Source organism: Serratia sp. JSRIV006 (assembly GCF_019968685.1).
GTDB classification, from domain to species: domain Bacteria; phylum Pseudomonadota; class Gammaproteobacteria; order Enterobacterales; family Enterobacteriaceae; genus Chania; species Chania fonticola_B.
Genome location: NZ_CP074137.1, coordinates 3,416,013 through 3,436,690 on the forward strand (window position 1 = coordinate 3,416,013; position 20,678 = coordinate 3,436,690).

Annotated in this window: 17 protein-coding genes; 5 read left to right on the forward strand and 12 right to left on the reverse strand. The window is 54.3% G+C overall.

Going from position 1 to position 20,678, the window contains the following annotated elements; all coding sequences use genetic code 11:
- Positions 1–460 precede the first annotated feature (460 nt).
- From phoH to putP, 5 genes are all read right to left on the reverse strand, one after another.
- Positions 461–1,249 carry a phosphate starvation-inducible protein PhoH gene (phoH, locus tag KGP16_RS15830; protein ID WP_021180979.1) on the reverse strand — a complete coding sequence of 263 codons (789 nt, stop codon included), beginning with the start codon at positions 1,247–1,249 and terminating at the stop codon, positions 461–463.
- Positions 1,250–1,881: 632 nt separating this feature from the next.
- Positions 1,882–3,177 (reverse strand): iron uptake transporter deferrochelatase/peroxidase subunit, encoded by a 1,296-nt coding sequence (efeB, locus tag KGP16_RS15835; protein WP_037375391.1) that lies wholly within the window; start codon positions 3,175–3,177, stop codon positions 1,882–1,884.
- A gap of 11 nt (positions 3,178–3,188) precedes the next feature.
- Positions 3,189–4,322 (reverse strand): iron uptake system protein EfeO, encoded by a 1,134-nt coding sequence (gene efeO, locus KGP16_RS15840; protein WP_223499961.1) that lies wholly within the window; start codon positions 4,320–4,322, stop codon positions 3,189–3,191.
- Between the two features lie 18 nt (positions 4,323–4,340).
- Entirely contained in the window at positions 4,341–5,186 is an 846-nt protein-coding gene (gene efeU / locus KGP16_RS15845) for an iron uptake transporter permease EfeU (protein WP_037375394.1), read from the reverse strand.
- Positions 5,187–5,424: 238 nt separating this feature from the next.
- Complete coding sequence (putP, locus tag KGP16_RS15850; protein WP_094983052.1) at positions 5,425–6,903, reverse strand: sodium/proline symporter PutP; 1,479 nt, start codon at positions 6,901–6,903, stop codon at positions 5,425–5,427.
- Positions 6,904–7,461: 558 nt separating this feature from the next.
- Between putP and putA the strand changes: the two genes are divergently transcribed.
- Positions 7,462–11,433 carry a trifunctional transcriptional regulator/proline dehydrogenase/L-glutamate gamma-semialdehyde dehydrogenase gene (putA, locus tag KGP16_RS15855; protein WP_094983053.1) on the forward strand — a complete coding sequence of 1,324 codons (3,972 nt, stop codon included), beginning with the start codon at positions 7,462–7,464 and terminating at the stop codon, positions 11,431–11,433.
- A gap of 85 nt (positions 11,434–11,518) precedes the next feature.
- Positions 11,519–11,869 (forward strand): type II toxin-antitoxin system HicB family antitoxin, encoded by a 351-nt coding sequence (locus KGP16_RS15860; RefSeq protein ID WP_223499963.1) that lies wholly within the window; start codon positions 11,519–11,521, stop codon positions 11,867–11,869.
- 32 nt (positions 11,870–11,901) lie between these two features.
- Here the strand turns inward: KGP16_RS15860 and tcyN are convergent, their stop codons facing one another.
- The 7 genes from tcyN to KGP16_RS15895 all read right to left on the reverse strand — a co-directional run bounded on the left by tcyN (position 11,902) and on the right by KGP16_RS15895 (position 18,081).
- Positions 11,902–12,654 carry an L-cystine ABC transporter ATP-binding protein TcyN gene (gene tcyN / locus KGP16_RS15865; protein WP_021805696.1) on the reverse strand — a complete coding sequence of 251 codons (753 nt, stop codon included), beginning with the start codon at positions 12,652–12,654 and terminating at the stop codon, positions 11,902–11,904.
- A 3-nt stretch (positions 12,655–12,657) separates the two neighbouring features.
- Entirely contained in the window at positions 12,658–13,320 is a 663-nt protein-coding gene (gene tcyL / locus KGP16_RS15870; protein ID WP_021180972.1) for a cystine ABC transporter permease, read from the reverse strand.
- A complete protein-coding gene (gene tcyJ, locus KGP16_RS15875) occupies positions 13,320–14,120 on the reverse strand; it encodes a cystine ABC transporter substrate-binding protein (protein WP_021180971.1) in 801 nt (266 codons plus the stop codon). The genes tcyL and tcyJ overlap by 1 nt, the downstream gene beginning before the upstream one ends.
- A gap of 118 nt (positions 14,121–14,238) precedes the next feature.
- Complete coding sequence (locus KGP16_RS15880) at positions 14,239–15,225, reverse strand: D-cysteine desulfhydrase (protein WP_223499964.1); 987 nt, start codon at positions 15,223–15,225, stop codon at positions 14,239–14,241.
- A 126-nt stretch (positions 15,226–15,351) separates the two neighbouring features.
- The gene (gene fliZ, locus KGP16_RS15885; RefSeq protein ID WP_021805698.1) at positions 15,352–15,861 is read right to left on the reverse strand and encodes a flagella biosynthesis regulatory protein FliZ; all 510 of its coding nucleotides are present in this window, start codon (positions 15,859–15,861) and stop codon (positions 15,352–15,354) included.
- A 60-nt stretch (positions 15,862–15,921) separates the two neighbouring features.
- On the reverse strand, positions 15,922–16,644 hold the full coding sequence (locus KGP16_RS15890; RefSeq protein ID WP_021180968.1) for an RNA polymerase sigma factor FliA: 723 nt from the start codon (positions 16,642–16,644) through the stop codon (positions 15,922–15,924).
- Between the two features lie 180 nt (positions 16,645–16,824).
- Positions 16,825–18,081, reverse strand: a complete 1,257-nt coding sequence (locus KGP16_RS15895; protein ID WP_021805699.1) for a FliC/FljB family flagellin — start codon at positions 18,079–18,081, stop codon at positions 16,825–16,827.
- Positions 18,082–18,364: 283 nt separating this feature from the next.
- On the opposite strand from KGP16_RS15895, the gene fliD reads away from it, so the two are divergent.
- From fliD to fliT, 3 genes are read left to right on the forward strand one after another with little or no spacing between them, the layout of a single operon-like run.
- A complete protein-coding gene (gene fliD / locus KGP16_RS15900; protein WP_094983056.1) occupies positions 18,365–19,768 on the forward strand; it encodes a flagellar filament capping protein FliD in 1,404 nt (467 codons plus the stop codon).
- Positions 19,769–19,791: 23 nt separating this feature from the next.
- Positions 19,792–20,202: a flagellar export chaperone FliS gene (fliS, locus tag KGP16_RS15905; RefSeq protein WP_021180965.1), complete on the forward strand. Its 411-nt coding sequence runs from the start codon at positions 19,792–19,794 to the stop codon at positions 20,200–20,202.
- A complete protein-coding gene (gene fliT, locus KGP16_RS15910) occupies positions 20,202–20,570 on the forward strand; it encodes a flagella biosynthesis regulatory protein FliT (RefSeq protein WP_021805702.1) in 369 nt (122 codons plus the stop codon). Before fliS ends, fliT begins: the two co-directional genes overlap by 1 nt.
- Positions 20,571–20,678 lie beyond the last annotated feature (108 nt).

The following is a 20,678-nucleotide window of genomic DNA, read 5'->3' on the forward strand; positions in this document are numbered from 1 at the left end:
CAATCAAAGGCACTTTCTTGTGATAGGTAAACTTTTTTCACACCAGCTAATTGCAAAATCTCAAACTTTGTCCTGAATGAAATCGTGCCATCTGAAATAACCGCACAAACATGCTAATCCAATCAGTCGATGTGAACTCGATATTTGTGTCTTTTTTTGCTCCGCATTTATTTTCATCGTCATTCCTTATCGGCTCGTTGCAACCTTATTATTAGACCTCTTCCCAACAAGAGTTACTGTAAAGCAATAGCTCACATAAAATTAACAATCAGTGCCTATAATTTAACCATTTTTGTGATTTTGATCAATTTTCGACCACCCAATAACAACAGAAAGCTTCGCGGATGCGAAACAACACCATGGGTACAGGTCGCTAAAAAAGAAGAACCCCACATAAAAAGTGGGGTTAGTTAGCAATCTGAAGGCCACCGAAGTGGCCTTTGGAAAACTATCAGACAAATTAATCGTAAGCATTAAGCGTGCGTTGACACAAGGCAGAGCGCACACAGTCCTGTTTGTCGAAACGAATAATGCCGACCATCTCGTCCTCTTCGAAGCGCTCCAGCGCGTCGCTAAGGCCGGATTTCACACCGCGTGGCAAATCGCACTGGGTAATATCGCCGTTCACGATCACCGTGACGTTCTCACCCAGGCGGGTCAAAAACATCTTCATCTGGCTGGCCGTCACGTTCTGGGCCTCGTCCAGGATGACTACCGCATTTTCGAAGGTACGCCCGCGCATATAGGCGAAAGGCGCGATCTCTACCTTGCCAATTTCCGGGCGCAGGCAGTATTGCAAGAACGACGATCCTAAACGGCGTAGCAGAATGTCATACACCGGCCGGAAATAAGGGGCGAACTTCTCAGAGATATCCCCCGGCAAAAAGCCGAGATCTTCATCCGCCTGCAGAACCGGACGAGTGACGATAATCCGATCCACCTCTTTATGTATCAGGGCTTCAGCTGCCTTGGCAGCACTGATGAAGGTTTTACCGCAACCGGCCTCACCAGTGGCAAATATCAACAGCTTGTTTTCTATGGCTGATAAGTAATGACCTTGAGCTTCGGTTCTAGCCTCGATGGTAGAAGTATCCCGGCTGTCACGTGCCATGCCGATAGATTCCACACCACCCATTTGTACCAGCGAGGTCACGCTTTCTTCTTCACGCTGGCGATGACTACGAGCGTCGCGACGAATGACGCGTTTGGCTTCACGACGTGCTTTGATCACTGCTTTCTGTCTTCCCATAGTGGCACCTTACAGTTTGTTTCACCTACCGCAGGGCAGCAAACACCGAGCGATTATGTTACACACGTATTAGGTTTTGGCCCCCTTTAAAGCCATAGAATGACGTAAACACCTAGCCGCCAAAAGGCGCGGCTCTTTTTCACAGAACAACGAGGTTGGTACAAAACAGGAGTGTGTGTCAGCCGGATTAATGCGAAAGGAAAGCCAAGAGTCGGTCAGAAATTGAGAGTCGTAGAGAGAGCCCTCGTTACAACGAGAAATCAGGGAAGGTATGTTATTTGTTGTTTGTAGCCCAACCAAGGACTTTACCATTAGCGATCCCCGCAGTGATATTTACAGCACTAAGCTGTGCACCGTGTGAAAACTACCGCCAGATGATTACAGTATAATGACATTCAACCGCGCCGCGTTGCTAAAATGTAAAAAAAATTAATATTTTTTGTTTTAACCCGCTGCAACACCACTATATCAAAGCGAAAACGACTTGGCATTAAATTATTTAATCGTTAAATATCAATGTATTGGTTTTAATCCCGGTGAATGACATTTAGGTTTCCGGATTAAAAATTGAGCATATAAAAAAGCGCAACCTTTGCGCTGCGCTTCTCTGTTATGCTGAAAAACTTAGCTGTTCAAGCCTGCAGCAAGCCGCTGGCCAAATAATCGCCACTCGTCTTGACGCCCGGTAGCACAAAGAAATAGCCGCCACCGATAGGTTTAACGTATTCCTCCAGCGCTTCACCGTTCAAGCGTTTCTGCACCGTCAGGAAACCCTGCTCCAAGTCAGCCTGGTAACAGACAAACAGCAGGCCCATCTCCAGTTGCCCCGAATTGGAAACGCCCAACGAATAACTGTAGCCACGGCGCAGCATCAGGCTGCTCTGGGTTTGCGGTGTGCGCGGGTTGGCCAGCCGAATATGGGCATCCATGCGGATCAGCTTACCTTCCGGGTCTTTGGCATAGTCCGGTTCATCATGCTCGTGCTTCATCCCCAACGGCGCACCGCTGTGTTTTTCACGGCCAAAGATGGTTTGCTGCTCCTGCAACGGCGTCCGATCCCAAAATTCGACGTGGAAACGAATAATACGCGCGGCCTGATAGCTACCGCCAACGGCCCAGGCAGGTTCCCCCGCCTTATCACCGACCCACACCACCTGATCCATCAACGGCTTATCGCTGGTTTTTGGGTTGGCGGTGCCGTCTTTGAAGCCCAGCAGGTTAATCGGCGTCTCTTTGCCCCGGCTGCGGGCCGAGTGAGCCGAGATAAAACCTTCCCGCTTCCAACGCACGCTGAGCAAGTCTGGCGAATGCTTGATGATATCGCGCAGCGCGTGGATCACCGTTTCATTGGTATTGGCACAGATTTGCAGCAGCAGGTCACCATGACACAGGGCAGCATCAAGTGAATCGTTGGGGAAACGCGTCATGGTTTGCAGGTGCAGCGGTTTCTGCGCCTGTAAGCCAAAGCGCTCATCAAACAGCGAGGTACCAACGGAAACGGTGATGGTCAGATTATCGGGGTAGATCTCTGGCCCCATAATGCCCGAATCCAACGGTGGCAGCTTGGGATCGACCTCCGGAGCCTTACCGCCGCTGGTGAGGAAAGCGATACGGCTGGTCAACAGGCGAAATAGCCGTTCAAGATCCTGCTTGTTGGTCGCCAACACGTCGAAAGCCACCAGCATCATGGCCGCTTGCTGCGGCGTCAAAATACCGGCTTGGTGCTGGCCGTAGAACGGTTGTTTTTGCCAGCGTTCGTCCTGCGAGGTAGCCAGTGGCTCTTCTGCTGCCCGCGCCAGGGATGGCCCCGCCAACGCCAGAGCACCGCCCATCATGCCCAAACCCTGCAACAACCGCCTACGCGAAGGCGAAGCGGCCTGCTCATCTTGAGGAAACGGCCCGTTATGCGGGCCGGTCTTGTTGTTCATCATGCTCAGCCTTAATCCAGACCCAGCACGCCACGCAGCTGTGACAGGTCTTCTGCCAGCGTAGTGATCGGCCCTTTCATCGCATTACGATCCGCGGTGGTCAGCTTCTCGTAAGACTCATAACCCTCTGCGGTCTCGTATTTAGCCAGGATGGTATCGACGGTTTTAAAGTTGGCGTCGATCTTGGCCAGCAGTGGCTGGTTGGCCTTTTCCAATAGCGGACGCAACAGGTTGACAATCTTCTGGGCGCCATCGACGTTGGCCTGAAAATCCCACAGGTCGGTACGGCTGTAGCGATCCTCTTCACCGCTGATCTTGCTGGCCGCCACTTCTTCAATCAGGCCAGCAGCACCGCCCACCACTTTGCTTGGCGGGAAGGTCAGTTCACCGATGCGTTTTTGCAACTCCAGCGTGTCTTTATACAGACCATCGGCATACTCATTCATGCCCTTGGTGGTGTTATCGGCAAACAGCGCTTTCTCCAGACGGTGGAAGCCGGTGAATTTCGGATCTTCGGCTTTTTTCTCATAGTCGTCTTCACGGGCGTCGATGCTGCCGTCCAGATCGGAGAACAGCTCGGCAATCGGTTCGATACGCTCGTAGTGCTGACGGGTTGGCGCATAAAGCTTGCGGGCCTGGGCCACATCACCGGCTTTGATCGCATCGGTGAACAGCTTGGTCTGCTTGACCAGCCCTTCAACTTCCTTGGTGACATAGACTTTATATTCGGCAATCGGGCCAACCAGATCCATCACATTCGGTTTGCCATCAGCTACCGCACCCGCAGCCGTGACGACAAGCTTGCCTTTCGGATTGCTCAGCAGCCCACAGGTCATGTCGTATTCACCCGGCTCGAGGTTTGCCGTCATTTTCTGGGTGAAACCTGGCGCGATATTTTCACGCTCTTCCACCACCATCACGCCTTTGAGGATTTCCCACTCCAGGTTCTTCTGGCTGGTGTTATGCACCACAAACTGGGTTTTACCGGCGGGCAGGGTCAACTGCATCGGCTCACACTGTTTGTCGTTAACGGTCACCAAAACTCGAGGGATATCCGCCGCCAGCGCGTTGAGGCTCAGCGCGAAAGCAGGAACGGCCAGTAATGCGGCATGCAATGCCTTGCGGCGAAATAACGGAGTAGACATACGGGATTCCCTAGTAAATTAGTGATGTGTCTTGCGTTGCGCCGGGATCGCAGAGGATTCCGTACGCTGCGGCAGGAAAAAGAAAATCAGAGCAGGGATCAGATACAGGAAATAGACCGCCACTTCGCTGACCGACGGCGCTTCCTGATAGCCGAACACTCCCTCTAACAGGGTGCCCAGCAGTGAATGCGTGGATAGCTGGTTGCTGAGGTCGAACGCGATGTCCTGGAAGTGGTTCCACAGTCCAGCCTCGTGGAAGGCACGGATCGCCCCGGCGGCCAGGCCCGCAGCCACGAACAGAATAAACAGGCTGGTCCATTTGAAGAACTTGGCCAGGTGCAGTTTGATACCGCCCCAATAGATCAGCATGCCCACCACGATGGCGCACGCCAGCCCGAGCATCGCACCGATGGGCGCGGCAATGCCCACATCCTGCTGAAACGCAGCCAACAGAAAGAACACCGACTCCAGCCCCTCACGGGCAACGGCAAAAAACACCATCGCCACCAACGCCCACCCTTGCCTTTTACTCGAGTTGAGGGCGTTATCGATCGCCCCTTCAAGATGCACCTTCACCGAGCGGGAAACCTTGCGCATCCAGAACACCATATAGGTCAGGATGCACACCGCCACCACCGCTACCAGCCCTTCGAACAGCTCTTGCTGTTTTTGCGGAAACTCGCCGGTGGTTTCATTGATGAAGATACCTAGCGCCAGGCACAGAGCAACGGCGACGATTACCCCAATCCATACCACACCAAGCCATTGACCGCGTTGAGTCCGCTTCAGATAGCTGGCGATCAAACTGACGATCAGCGCAGCCTCCAGCCCCTCACGGAACATGATAAGGAAAGGAACAAACATAGAATATTAACCCCTGAAAAGGCGTTTGTAGTCAGCCGCTGGCGCTGAGTAACCAGGCTGCGGCAATGTAAAGAAAAGTAAACCAGAACGATAGTGATTATCATTCTACTGAAAAGAAAAACAAGAGGCGGAAGTGTGATTTTTATTAATCAAATGTCGCTAGTTGTTACAGCTTGATGAGAGTCGTGAGGAGGAAAGCAGATCTCTCCCCGATTGCCGGGGAGAGATTAAGGCGGATTTAGACCGTTTTGAACTCGGCTTCTGCCAGATCAAAACGTTTGGTGATAGTTGCCGAAGGCTGGCGGCCCATCAGGCTAACCACCACGATGGCGATACAGCCAAACACAAAGCCTGGAATGATTTCATACAGATCCAGCCAGGCGTACTGCTTCCAGACGATCACGGTGATCGCCCCAACCAGCATACCGGCCAGTGCGCCGTTACGGGTCATACGCGACCACAGTACCGAGATCAGCACCACCGGGCCAAATGCGGCACCAAAACCGGCCCAGGCATAGCTTACCAGACCCAGCACGCGGTTCTCCGGGTTAGCCGCCAGGGCAATCGCCACCAGCGCTACCACCAGCACCATCGCACGCCCTACCCATACCAGCTCACGCTGGCTGGCTCCTTTGCGCAAGAAGGCTTTGTACAGGTCTTCGGTGATCGCACTCGAACAAACCAGCAGCTGACAGCTCAAGGTGCTCATTACCGCCGCCAGAATGGCCGACAGCAGGATCCCGGCAATCCATGGGTTAAACAGCAACATGGCCAGTTCGATAAACACCCGCTCGCCGTTTTGCGTCACATTGCCCGCTTGATCCGGGTTATTGGCAAAGTAAGCAATGCCGAAGAAGCCAACCGCAATGGTCCCCGCCAAGCAGAGGATCATCCAGGTCATACTGATGCGGCGAGCGCTACGGATGGTGCGGTGGGAGTCCGCCGCCATAAAGCGCGCCAGAATATGCGGCTGCCCAAAGTAGCCCAGACCCCAGCCCAGCAACGACAGGATCGCTACCAGATTCAGCCCTTTCATCATATCCAGATTGGCCGGGTTTTTAGCCGCGATCACCAACATCGAACTGTCGATGCCGCCCACGGCGAAGATCACAATCACCGGAGTGAGGATCAGCGCAAAAATCATCAGGCTGGCCTGCACGGTATCGGTCCAACTGACCGCCAGAAACCCGCCAATAAAGGTATACAGGATAGTGGCGGCCGCCCCGGCCCACAGCGCGGTGGCGTAGGTCATACCGAAGGTGCTTTCAAACAGGCGCGCACCGGCCACAATGCCGGAAGCACAATAGATGGTGAAGAACACCAGGATCACGATGGCGGAAATCACCCGCAGCAGTTTGCTGTTATCTTCAAAACGGCTGGTGAAATAATCCGGCAGCGTCAAGGCGTTGTTGTTGGCTTCGGTATGGACGCGTAACCGTCCTGCCACCAGTTTCCAGTTCAGGTAGGCACCGATGGTCAGCCCGATGGCGATCCAGCTCTCAGAAATCCCGGAGAGGAAAATCGCGCCCGGTAAGCCCATCAGCAGCCAGCCGCTCATATCGGATGCCCCGGCAGAGAGCGCGGTTACCACGCTGCCCAGGCTGCGGCCACCCAGAATGTAGTCGTCAAAGTTGTTGGTGGCCCGATAGGCCAGCAGGCCGATCACCACCATCCCAAGGATGTAGACCACGAAGGTCACCAGCATAGGTGTGTTCATTATTTCAAACTCTCCACTTTTTATTCCCTTCTCCCTTTCAAGCCGCCGTATGTTAGCAGCCTCTTGAAAGTTATCGGGTATTTTTATGTCAGTAATTTCACCCGCCACGCGCCGGAACGGGGCGCATTGCGATGGTGGCGGATAAACAGCGTTTATACCCATCATGGTCTGAACGCTGGCTATCCTAGTTGAGGCAGTCAACAACCAACAAGAGATTTAACAAAAAAGTCACACGAAACTCACGCCAGGTCACATTTATTCGCTGTCAAGGTTGCACTCGTCACAGCCGAAACGAGTTGCACCTCTTACTTAACCCTGATTGACACAGGGAAATAAGCTAGTCTCACACCACGCCCCTGACTTGTCTGCCCATAATCCGTAGCGCTCAAGATGTTAAAAATCGATGGAAGTCACACTTCGCCACGGCGCATATTTAACAAGGTTGCACAAAGTTGCAACATGCAGGATATTGTCGGCATCAATAACCTTATTACACGATGGTTCGCCTCTTAATCTGGCAGATTGGGAGGGGGGTCCAAACACAGGAGTTGGATTGGCATGGGCACTACCACAATGGGCGTGAAGCTCGATGAAGCAACCCGCGATCGCATCAAGAGCGCGGCGCAACGGATTGACCGCACGCCACACTGGTTAATCAAGCAGGCTATTTTCAATTATCTTGAACGTCTGGAGAGTGGTTCCGATCTGCCAGAAATCCCGACGCTGGCCGCTGCCGGCCAGGCAGAAGCGGATGACGTCACACCGCAGGTGCCTGAAGAGTCTCATCAACCCTTCCTTGAGTTTGCCGAACAGATCCTGCCGCAATCCGTCACTCGCGCAGCTATTACCGCTGCCTACCGCCGCCCGGAAACTGAAGCTGTGCCGATGCTGCTGGAACAAGCGCGTTTACCCGCCGATCTGGCACAGGCCACCCATAAACTGGCCTATGGCATTGCCGAAAAGCTGCGTAACCAGAAGAGTGCCAACGGCCGTGCCGGTATGGTGCAAGGGTTGCTGCAGGAGTTCTCACTCTCTTCTCAGGAAGGGGTGGCTCTGATGTGCCTGGCCGAAGCGCTGCTGCGTATTCCAGACAAGCCAACACGTGATGCGTTAATCCGCGACAAAATCAGCAACGGCAACTGGCACTCCCACCTTGGCCGCAGCCCTTCGCTGTTCGTCAACGCCGCAACCTGGGGCCTGCTGTTTACCGGCAAGCTGGTCTCTACCCATAATGAAGCCAATCTCTCCAGCGCCCTGAACCGCATCATCGGTAAGCGCGGCGAGCCGTTGATCCGCAAAGGGGTCGACATGGCGATGCGCCTGATGGGCGAGCAGTTTGTGACTGGTGAAACCATCGCCGAAGCGCTGGCCAACGCGCGCAAGCTGGAAGACAAAGGTTTCCGTTACTCTTACGACATGCTGGGTGAAGCCGCACTGACCGAAGCCGATGCCCAGGCTTACCTAGTTTCCTATCAGCAAGCCATCCACGCTATCGGCAAAGCCTCCAATGGCCGTGGCATCTATGAAGGCCCAGGCATCTCGATCAAACTTTCAGCGCTGCACCCACGTTACAGCCGCGCCCAGTACGATCGCGTGATGGAAGAGCTGTATCCACGCTTGCTGTCGCTGACGTTGCAGGCACGCCAATACGATATCGGCATCAATATCGACGCCGAAGAGGCCGATCGCCTGGAGATCTCCCTCGATCTGCTGGAAAAGCTGTGCTTTGAGCCACAGTTGGCCGGTTGGAACGGCATCGGCTTTGTTATTCAGGCTTACCAGAAGCGCTGCCCGTTTGCCATTGATGCGGTGATCGACATGGCCAGCCGCAGCCGTCGTCGCCTGATGATCCGCCTGGTTAAAGGCGCTTACTGGGACAGCGAAATCAAGCGCGCCCAGATGGATGGCCTGGAAGGCTACCCGGTGTATACCCGCAAAGTGTATACCGACGTTTCCTATCTGGCCTGCGCCCGCAAGCTGCTGGCGGTGCCGAACCTGATTTATCCGCAGTTTGCTACCCACAACGCCCACACGCTGAGCGCCATCTATCATCTGGCAGGCAATAACTACTATCCGGGCCAGTACGAATTCCAGTGTCTGCACGGCATGGGCGAACCGCTGTACGAACAGGTGGTAGGCAAAGTGGCCGACGGCAAGCTGAACCGCCCTTGCCGTATTTATGCGCCAGTCGGCACGCACGAAACGCTGCTGGCCTATCTGGTACGCCGTCTGTTGGAAAACGGGGCCAATACCTCATTCGTTAACCGTATCGCCGATGCCACCCTGCCGCTCGATGAACTGGTGGCCGATCCGGTCAGCGCGGTCGAGGCCATGGCGGCTAGCGAAGGCCGCATAGGTTTGCCACATCCGCGTATTCCGTTGCCGCGTGAGCTATATGGTGAAAAACGCGTTAACTCCAGCGGTCTGGATCTCGCCAACGAACAGCGGCTGGCTTCGCTGTCCAGCGCCCTGCTCACCAGCGCAAGCCAGCAATGGCGTGCTGAGCCGATGATCGATGCTCCGTTGGATCAAGGCGTTGAACAACCGGTGATCAACCCAGCCGAACCGGGTGATATTGTCGGCTATGTGCGTGAGGCCACCGAAGGTGAAGTCAGCCGTGCATTAGACTCTGCCGTCGCAGCCGGGCCGATCTGGTTTGCCACCCCACCTTCCGAACGTGCCGCCATTTTAGAACGCGCGGCAGAGCTGATGGAAAGCCAACTGCAAAGCCTGCTGGGGATCCTGGTGCGCGAAGCGGGTAAAACCTTCAATAACGCCATCTCAGAAGTCCGTGAGGCGGTAGATTTTCTGCATTACTATGCTGGCCAAGTGCGTGACGACTTCGCCAACGACAGCCATCGTCCGTTAGGCCCGGTAGTCTGCATCAGCCCGTGGAACTTCCCGCTGGCCATCTTCACCGGCCAGGTTGCCGCCGCCCTTGCTGCCGGTAACAGCGTGCTGGCAAAACCGGCGGAACAGACGCCGTTGGTCGCCGCTCAGGCGGTGCGTATCCTGCTTGAGGCTGGCATTCCTCAGGGCGTTCTGCAACTGTTGCCTGGCCAGGGTGAAACCGTAGGTTCCCTATTGGTCAATGATGCCCGCGTACGCGGCGTGATGTTCACCGGCTCTACCGACGTTGCGGGCATTCTGCAACGCAATATCGCAGGCCGTCTGGACCCTCAAGGCCGCCCAACCCCGTTGATTGCCGAAACCGGTGGTTTGAACGCGATGATCGTCGACTCTTCTGCCCTGACCGAACAGGTGGTGACCGACGTTGTGGCCTCTGCCTTCGACAGTGCCGGACAGCGTTGCTCTGCCCTGCGCATCCTGTGTGTGCAGGAAGACGTGGCAGAACACACCCTGAAAATGCTGCGCGGGGCGATGGCAGAATGCCGGATGGGTAATCCAGAACGCCTGTCTACTGACATTGGCCCGGTGATCGACGCCGAAGCCAAAACCGGCATTGAACGCCATATCCAGGCCATGCGGGCCAAAGGCCGCAAGGTTTATCAGGCGGCAAAAAGCCTGGGAGATGATGAGAAAGAGTGGGCTCGCGGCACCTTTGTGAAGCCAACGCTGATCGAACTGGAAAGCTTTGACGAGCTGCAAAAAGAGATCTTTGGCCCGGTGCTGCACGTCGTTCGCTTCCAGCGTGCCAATCTGGGCGCGTTGGTCGATCAGATCAATGCTTCAGGCTATGGTCTGACGCTGGGTATCCATACGCGTATCGATGAAACCATCGCCAGAGTCACCGATCATGCCAAGGTCGGTAACCTGTATGTCAACCGCAATATGGTGGGTGCAGTGGTAGGCGTGCAACCGTTTGGCGGCGAAGGCCTGTCTGGCACCGGGCCGAAAGCCGGTGGCCCGCTCTATCTGTACCGCCTGCTGGCCAGTCGTCCACAGGATGCCGTGCAGCGCACGCTGAATCGCCAGGATAACGAGCGTCCTCTGGAAGCCACCGTACGCCCTACGCTGCTTGTGCCGCATCAGGCCTTGGAACAATGGGCCGTGGCGGAGAACCATCGCGAGTTGGCCGTCCTGGCGCAACAATACGCCGAACTGGGCCAGGGTGGCACCGTACGTCCGCTGCCAGGCCCAACCGGGGAACGCAACACTTACGCCCTGCTGCCACGTGAACGCGTGCTGTGCCTGGCGGACAACAACGCCGATGCGCTGAACCAGTTGGCTGCCGTGCTGGCGGTTGGCAGCCAGGCGCTGTGGCCGGAGGCGGAATTGCAGCGTACGCTGTATCGCAGCTTGCCAGCCGCCGTACAGGCACGGATCGGTTTCACCAAGGATTGGGCGCAGGATAATGTCGAGTTTGATGCGGCCATCTATCACGGCGACGCCGATCAGCTGCGCACGCTGTGTGAGCAGATTGCTCAACGTAGCGGTGCTATTGTCTCGGTGCAGGGCTTTGCCCGCGGTGAAACCAATATCCTGTTGGAACGCCTGTTGATCGAACGTTCATTAAGCGTCAACACCGCCGCCGCCGGGGGTAACGCCAGCTTGATGACGATCGGTTAATCGCCACATTTCGAGTAACACCACCAACCCCGCATTGACGCGGGGTTTTTTATTGCCTGCATAAAAATCAGCCGATTTTCCCGATGTGCCCGGCTGCTACTTTGCCGAAGTCAGTCTCGATCAAACCTTCCAGGCCGCCAAAAGCGCTCTGGATGCCCACTTTGAATTATTGAGTGAAGAAAATCAGGTCATTCCGCGCCCACAGGCGGTGTCCTTCCATCTGGCTCAGGGCAACGACGCTCTCAACGGCGGCCAGTGGTTGCTGGTGGATATTAATATGGACAAGTTTGATGGCCGGGCTGAACGTATCAATATCACGTTGCCCCACAGGTTGCTCAACCGTATTGATGCGCTGGTGCAGCAGCATCCGGGCTATGGCAGCCGCAGCGCATTTCTCGCCGCCGCAGCGCGTAATGAGTTGTTAAAGGCAGGATAACGAGGTTAAGGGGGCATTGCCCCCTGACAAGATCACTGATTGAGAAACTTATCCAGAAACTGCTTGGTGCGCTGATGCTGCGGGTTGGCGAACAACGCCTTCGCGGGCCCCTGCTCGACAATGCGGCCATGATCCATAAAAATGGCGCGATCGGCCACGTCACGGGCAAAGCTCATTTCGTGGGTGACGATCACCATGGTGCGTTTCTCTTCTGCCAAGGCGCGAATGGTATTGAGCACTTCGCCAACCAGTTCAGGATCCAGCGCAGAGGTCGGTTCATCAAACAAAATGACCTCGGGCTGCATCGCTAACGCCCTGGCAATGGCTACGCGCTGCTGCTGACCGCCGGACAAACGTTTAGGGTAGGCCTGCTCTTTACCGCTCAGCCCCACTTTTGCCAACAGGACACGCGCCAGTTTTTCAGCGCTGGCCTTAGCCTCTCCTTTAACAATCACCGGTCCTTCGATGATGTTTTCCAGCACCGAACGGTGGGGAAACAGGTTGAAGCTCTGAAACACAAAGCCCACCTGCTGGCGCAGGGCTCGTACCTGATTTTTTTGTTTGCTCAGCGGGCGAGCGCTGTCGATCAAGATGTCACCGACACGGATAGTGCCAGAATCCGGCACCTCCAGCAGGTTGATGCTGCGTAGCAAGGTCGTCTTACCGGAACCACTCGGCCCGATAATCGCCACCACTTCACCCGCGTTCACCTCAAGATCGATGCCGTGTAATACGGTTTGCCCTTTGAACTTTTTAACCAACTGTCTGACTTCGATGGCGCTCATCGGCTACTCCTGATCCTGACGGTTAACGTGCGCTTCCAGGCGGTTCTGCAACGCGGAAAGCAAGGTGGCCATCACCCAGTAGATCAGCGATGCCGCCAGATACATGGCGAACACTTCCAGCGTACGTGAAGTGATCAACTGCGCCTGACGGAACAGCTCCGGCACCTGAATGGTCGCCGCCAGCGAGGTATCTTTGACCAAACCGATAAAGCTGTTGCCCAGCGGAGGCAGCGCGGTGCGAGCCGCCTGCGGCAGGATCACCCGGCGCAGGGTCTGCCAGGGCGTCATGCCGATACTGGCCGCCGCTTCCCACTGCCCTTTATCGATCGAGGAGATCGCCGCACGCAGCGTTTCCGAGGTATAGGCTGCGGTGTTTAACGAAAGGCCGATTAATGCCGCCGGGAATGGATCCAACTCGATGCCAAACTGCGGTAAGCCGTAATAGATCATAAACAGCTGGGCGATCAGCGGCGTACCGCGAAACAGGGAAACGTAGATGCGTGACAGCCAGGAGATCGGCCATAACGGCGAAAGGCGCATCAGCGCCAACAAAAACCCGAGGATCAAACCGAGCGCCATGCCACCCAGACTGAGCTGGAGGGTCAACAGCGCACCCCGTAATAAAAATGGCGCTGAATCCAGCGCCAGTTGAATACTCTCTTGCATTATTTAGTTACGTCCGCGCCAAACCATTTTTCAGAGATCTTCGCCAACGTCCCGTCTTTCTGCATTTCGGCAATCGCCTGATCGATAGCGGCCAGCAGTTCCGGATTGTTTTTACGCACCGCTACGCCAGCTTCCTGGCGAGAGAATGCCGGGCCAGCGACGGCCAGCGTATCACCGGTTTTCTTCACCAGATCCAACGCCGCCAGACGGTCGACCAAAATGGCATCGATGCGGCCTACGCGCAGATCCTGATACTTGGTTGGATCATCGTCGTAGGTACGTACATCAACACCCTGCACGTTGTCACGCAGCCACTGTTCGTAGTTGGTGCCCAGACCCACGCCGACCTTCTTGCCCTTCAGATCGTCGGCCTTGGTAATAATGCCTTCGTTGCCTTTCTTCACCAGCGCCTGGATACCGGAAACGGTGTATGGGGTAGAGAAATCGTACTTTTTCTTACGCTCATCGGAGATGGTGACCTGGTTGATCACTACATCGATACGCTTGGACTCCAACGAGGCCAGCATGCCATCCCATTTGGTTGGATTGAGCTTGGCCTTCACCCCCAGATGTTCCGCCAGTGCATTAGCGAAGTCCACCTCAAAGCCGGTCAGTTTGCCGTCCTCCCCCTGGAAGCTGAACGGCGGATAGGTGCCTTCCAGCCCAACGATCAGCGTGCCGCGCTGCTTGACCTGATCGAGCAGGTTATCGGCCGCGTAGGTTTTCACGTTCAAGCCGGTGGTCAGCGCCACGGCCATCACACCCAGCAGCAGTTGACGACGAAATTTTGAAAAGACCATAGACACCCCATCTGTTGTTTATCTTTTTGATTTCATGACTTTAACAGTCATAAATACTTCATAAAGGAATATAACCTAATAACTATAGTTCTAAATGGAATAACAACTTTGCTCGGCATCAGACCTGCGGGTGATAAGCAAACAGCGCCGGTGCCCCACCGGTGTGCACAAACAGGATCGGACCTTCATCGCGAAAACGTTTCTGGCTGACGCCATCAATCAACCCCGCCATCGCCTTACCAGTATAGACCGGGTCCAGCAGCACACCTTCCTGCTGCGCCAACAGCTTCACCGCCGCCATACCTTCGTCATTCGGCATACCGTACTGCGGGGCAAAATAGTCATCCCACAAGGTTATGGGGGCCAGCTCGTCAATATTCAGCGAACAGGCGACCGCTTTTTGCAACTGTTCAACCTTCGGTAACTGATCGATCACCTTGCGGGAAACGGTCACGCCAATCAGTTCGCTCTCCGGCAGCAGTTGCTGTAGCCCCACCGCCAGACCGGCGTGAGTCCCGGCACTGCCGGATGCCACTACGATCGAACTGAAGTTGATGCCATGGCTTTGTGCTGCAATTTCCAGCGCACACTGCACATAGCCCAATGAGCCGAGCGCGTTGGAACCGCCTACGGGGATGACATAAGGACGGAAACCCTGGGCTTCCAAACGTGTGGCCAGATCGGCCAGTTGCATCTGCGGATCGTGCAAGGCATCGCACATCACCACTTCAACATTGAACAGATCGAGCAGCAGGCGATTACCGTTACTGAGGTAGTTTTCCGCTTTGGTGTCGATGGGGTTTTCCAACAGCGCTACGCATTGCAGGCCGAGCTTGGCCGCCACGGCGGCGGTCTGGCGAACGTGGTTGGATTGAATGGCACCGGCGGTAACCAGGGTATCGGCCCCTTGGCGTACCGCGTCGGCGGCTAAAAACTCCAGCTTTCTCAGCTTGTTGCCACCCATTGCCATCGGAGTGACATCGTCACGTTTGATGTAAATTTCGCGGCCAAGGTAGTCTGAAAGGCGGGATAACTTTTCGAGCGGCGTGGCAGAGCCAACCAAATCCAGGCGCGGGAATTGCGCCAGTTGCTGTTGCAGATCCACAACTTCCCCCAGGGAATAAAATAACGGTGTTTGAGTGATAGATTTATCAGATGTGCTCTGAATAATCACTCTTTATTCGTGGGGATGGCTGCAGGGTAACCCGGCCAACCGACCGGGTCAGGTCAATCAATAACTTTTTTGCCAGGCCAGGTATTGGTCGTATTTGCGCAGCGCAATGCGGTAGTTATCGCTCGCTGCCGGTGGCAGATCGTCAATAATACGCTGATGGTTGAAGGCGCTGGCAAACTGATCGGCAGGATAGTTGTGTGCCACCAGCATTTCATCCAGGCGCCGCAGGCGCACGACATATTCACGGATGGTGCTGTGGTTCATCTCGGTCTGTTCAAACAGATACTGTTTAAACGCCATGATGTCGAAGTAACTGGGGTGACTATTACAGGAGATTTCACTACAAAACCGGCATAGCGCGGTCAACTCGCTTTGCACGTTTTGCCAGACCTGATCGTCAATCGGCTGATCCATCCGGGCGATGGCTTCCTTATTGATGATCTTGCCACGGAACACCAGTGCCATGCGGTCTAGCACCTTCTCGCACTGGGAACAATGGGTTTGGCTGTGTTTATAATCTTTCAGGTAGCGGCTGAGTGGCCGTTTCTTCAACTGTTTTCCTGGCATCTTTTGCAGTCCATTTATTGCGGCAGTAATCAGGTTGGTTAGGGAGGCAGGCTTGGGGGTTCAGTTGTCCTGAGCCAGACGTGCCCGCAGGCGTTTGATTGCCTGGCTATGCAACTGGCTGACTCGCGACTCACCCACATCGAGCACTGCGCCAATTTCCTTCAGATTCAACTCCTCCTGGTAATACAGCGTCAGCACCAGTTTTTCGCGTTCCGGCAGCGCCTCGATGGCATCGATCACCCGCTGGCGCAGATTGCCTTCCAACAGTTGATGCAACGGATTGGCAGCTTCATGACCTTCCAGCACCGGTTCGGCGCTGTCGCCATGCTCTTCCTGCCATTCGTCGTAGGAAAATAGCTGGCTATTATTGGTGTCCAACAGGATCTGGCGATACTCGTCCAGCGAGACATCCAACCCCTGTGCCACCTCCATTTCGCTGGCCGGGCGGCCGAGCCGCTGTTCCAACTGCTGCATCATGCGCGCCACTTCCCGAGCGTTGCGGCGTACGCTGCGCGGCACCCAGTCACGGCTACGCAACTCGTCGAGCATCGCACCGCGAATACGCTGCACGGCATAGGTCGTGAAGGCCGTTCCTTGCAGGGCATCGTAACGCTCAACGGCGTTCAACAGCCCGATTCCCCCTGCTTGCAGCAGATCGTCCAGTTCCACGCTGGCGGGCAGCCGAACCTGCAGGCGTAACGCCTCATGGCGCACTAGCGGAACGTAGCGCAGCCAGAGAGAATTTTTGTCCATGACGCCTTCGGCGGTATACAGATCGCTCACTATGTCTAACCTGCGGATAACGGAGTCATGGCTATTATCCGTAGCAGGCGCAATACCAATCGTCTGAACAGCCGTACAAAACGGGCTTTATTTGTGCCATGTAAAAACCCTGATGGCAGCAAAAGACAAAAAAACCCTGCCGAAGCAGGGTTTGGATGACAGGCTAATCGGAGAGAGTGATTAACGCAGCAGGGTCAGTACGTTCTGGGTAGACTGGTTAGCCTGGGCCAGAACAGAGGTGCCAGCCTGTTGCAGGATGTTGGCACGGCTCATGTTGGACACTTCGGTCGCGTAGTCGGCATCTTGAATACGAGACTGGGAAGCAGACAGGTTGTTCACGGTGCTGTTCAGGTTGTTGATAACAGAATCGAAACGGTTCTGTACCGCACCCAGGGAAGAACGCAGGCCGTCAACTTGTGACAGAGCTTTGTCCAGGGTTGCCAGTGGGTCGACAGTTTTTGGATCGGTAGACTGTTGTGCGCCTTTGGTTACTTTGCCAGCGGCATCTACAGTAGCGGCATAGTAAGCGTCGTTACCGTTGTCATCCTTACCTTTAATCATATAACCCGCTTTACCAGCCGGATCGGTATAGGAATGCAGTTCATCGCTGCCAGTTAAACCAGTAACGGCGGTGGTACCCACTTTAACTTGAGCCTGTTCCTTGATCCCAGCGGTAGACTTAGCAGTCGCAGTGGTAGAATCCCAGGTCACTTTACCGTCAGCGGCAACGGTGGCATCGTAAATAGCACCATCGGTAGCTTTTACAAAGAAATCAGTGCCATTCGTAGTGTAAAGCTTGCTATCGCTGGTTTTTGGCGTGCCATTCGCATCAGCTTGAATAGCTGGTGGGCCCATTTTATCAACGTTGGTTAATGCTGCTGCGCCCACTTTGGCAGTATCGATTGGGTTTGCTACGCTGAATTTATCCAAGCCCAGAGTCTTGGCATTGATATCTTTCAGATCGATATCGATGGTTTCACCATCGTTAGCACCGACCTGAATGGTCAGTTTCTGGTCGCTGCTCAACACTTTCACGCCGTTGAAGTCGGTTTGCTCTGAAATACGGTTGATTTCGTTCAGACGCTGAGAGATTTCATCCTGGATTGACTGCAGGTCGCTGGATGAGTTAGAACCGTTCTGAGACTGCACGGTCAGACGACGGATGTTCTGCAGGTTGTCGTTGACTTCGTTCAGTGCGCCTTCAGTGGTCTGCGCCAGAGAGATACCGTCGTTAGCGTTACGGGAAGCCTGAGTCAGGCCCTTGATGTTAGCTGTGAAACGGTTAGAGATCGCCTGACCCGCAGCGTCATCCTTCGCGCTGTTGATACGCAGACCGGAAGACAGACGCTCGATAGCGGTCCCCAGAGAAGACTGAGATTTGTTCAGGTTGTTCTGCGCCATCAGCGACAGGCTGTTGGTATTAATTACTTGTGCCATAATTTGCTTTCCTTACGAATCAGTTGCGACGTTCGCATTCACAATTAAAGGGTTCGGACCTTGTTGGTCCACGGCGTCAACCACCGTCTCCTCAGGTATCGGCGCTCCCCCCACAACCTTTAGATTTTTTTTCCGTTTTTTTCACTTTTCGCCAATGGCGCGAATAACGCTGTTTTTCCCTCTTCTACTGCGCCATCGTTTTTTCTATTTATCCGTAAACTTTTTACATACTGAGCCGATAACGCATAGAGCGTAAAAGTCATTGACCATAGGAGAATCACGAATGGCATCGATTAGTTCATTAGGCATCGGCTCAGGGCTGGACCTCAACGGCTTGCTGGACAAGCTGACCAAGGCGGAACAACAGCGTCTGACACCTTATACAACCCAGCAAACCAGCTATAACGCCAAGCTGACTGCCTACGGCACGTTGAAAAGCTCGCTGGAAAAATTCGATAACCTGAGCAAGGATTTGGCCAAGCCAGAATTCTTTAACAATACTACCGCCACCACTCACGATCAGTTTAACGTGACTACCACCGCCAAATCGGTCCCGGGTAATTACAGCGTCGAGGTGCTGCATCTGGCACAGCCGCAAACCTTGACGACAAAGGCCGATATTAACGATCAAGCGGAGAAACTGGGCACTAGCGGCGCCAGCGATCGTTCAATATCGATCACCGCTGGCAACCCCCCTAAAGAGGTCAAAATCCCGCTAGGTGACGATCAAACCTCACTGCTGGAAATGCGTGATGCGATTAACGGCGCCAAAGCCGGGGTGAACGCCACCATCATGCGCGTGGGCGACAACGACTATCAGTTGGCCATCAGTTCCTCCACCACCGGCGAAAAAAATACGGTTAAGGTGCAGGTTAATAATGACGATAAACTGGGAGCGATCTTAAATTATGATCCTACCAGCACCAGCAACGCGATGAAGGAAACGGTCAAAGGCCAGGATGCCGAGTTGACCATCAACGGCACCACCATCAAGCGCAGCACCAACTCTATCGCCGACGCCCTGCAAGGGGTGACGCTGGATCTGAAAACCATCACCAAACCGGGCGAACCGCAGAACCTGGTGGTCACCGCCGATAAAAGCGGCACTTCGGACAAGGTCAAGGCTTGGGTTGATAGCTATAACTCGCTGTTGGATACCTTTAATTCCCTGACGAAATACACCCCAGTAAAGAGTGGTGAAGCACAGAACAACAAAAATGGGGCGCTGTTGGGTGACAACACGCTGCGCGGCATCCAATCCTCCATTAAGAGCGCGCTAAGCGCCGCACAGGACAACCCGGAGCTGAAGGGCTTGGGCAACCTGGGTATTACTACCAATACCAAAACCGGCAAACTGGAATTGGACAGCGAAAAGTTAAAAAAAGCGATCGATGAAAAACCCGATCAGGTGGCCAATTTCTTCGCTGGTGATGGTAAAGAGAGCGGTATGGCGACGGAAATCCACAATGAGATCCAAAACTATATCAAGGCCGGTGGCGTGATTGAGAACTCGACCAAGAGTATCAATACCAACCTCGACCGTTTGAATACCCAAATCACCCGCGTGACCGAAAGTATTCAAAGCTCCATCGATCGTTACAAACAGCAATTTGTTCAGTTGGATACCATGATGTCGAAACTGAATGGTACCAGTAATTATTTAACCCAACAGTTCACGTCTAAATAGGCGCGTTAACCAGGTAAAATAGCATGTACAACCGCAGCGGAACCCAGGCTTACGCCCAGGTTAGTGTAGAAAGTGGCGTGATGGGTGCCAGCCCGCACCAGCTCATCGTGATGCTATTCGACGGGGCGCTCAGCGCCCTGCTTCGTGCACGCATCCTGATGGATCAAGGGAATATCGCCGGCAAGGGGCTGGCGATCTCAAAAGCCATTAATATCATTGATAACGGGCTAAAAAATGGCCTCAATCATGAACAGGGAGGGGAGATCGCCGATAATCTCGCCGCCTTATATGACTATATGAAACGCCGTCTGATGCAGGCCAACCTGCACAATGATGTCGCAGCCCTTGACGAAGTCAGCGGGCTGCTGGAGAACATTGCCGACGCCTGGCGTCAAATTGGCCCCAATTATCAACCCGTTCAGGACGGCGTATAATGGAACACCACCAACAACTGCTATTGGCCTATCAAAAGATCCATAGCCTGAGCGAGCAAATGATCACACTGGCGCAGGCTGGCCAGTGGGATGCGCTGATTGAAATGGAGATCACCTACGTTCAGGCGGTAGAAAAAACCGCCCAACTGGCGGGTATCCCTGAGCCATCTTCGAGCTTGCAGGATATTTTACGCGGTAAATTGCAGCAAATCCTCAAAAACGAAACCGAAGTGAAGCGACTGATGCAGCGACGCATGGACGAATTAACGGTTTTGATCGGGCAGTCTACCCGCCAGAGCGCGGTCAACAGCACCTACGGTCAATTCCATGACCGCGCTTTGCTGCTTGGTGAGCCGCAATCAAGATAAATCTTATGTTTAACCGCCTATCCTAAGTAATTAATAGGATAAAACACTATTATTATCCCGTTGCACCATAATATAAACGCATGAGATTTGAATAATTCGTATGGCAGG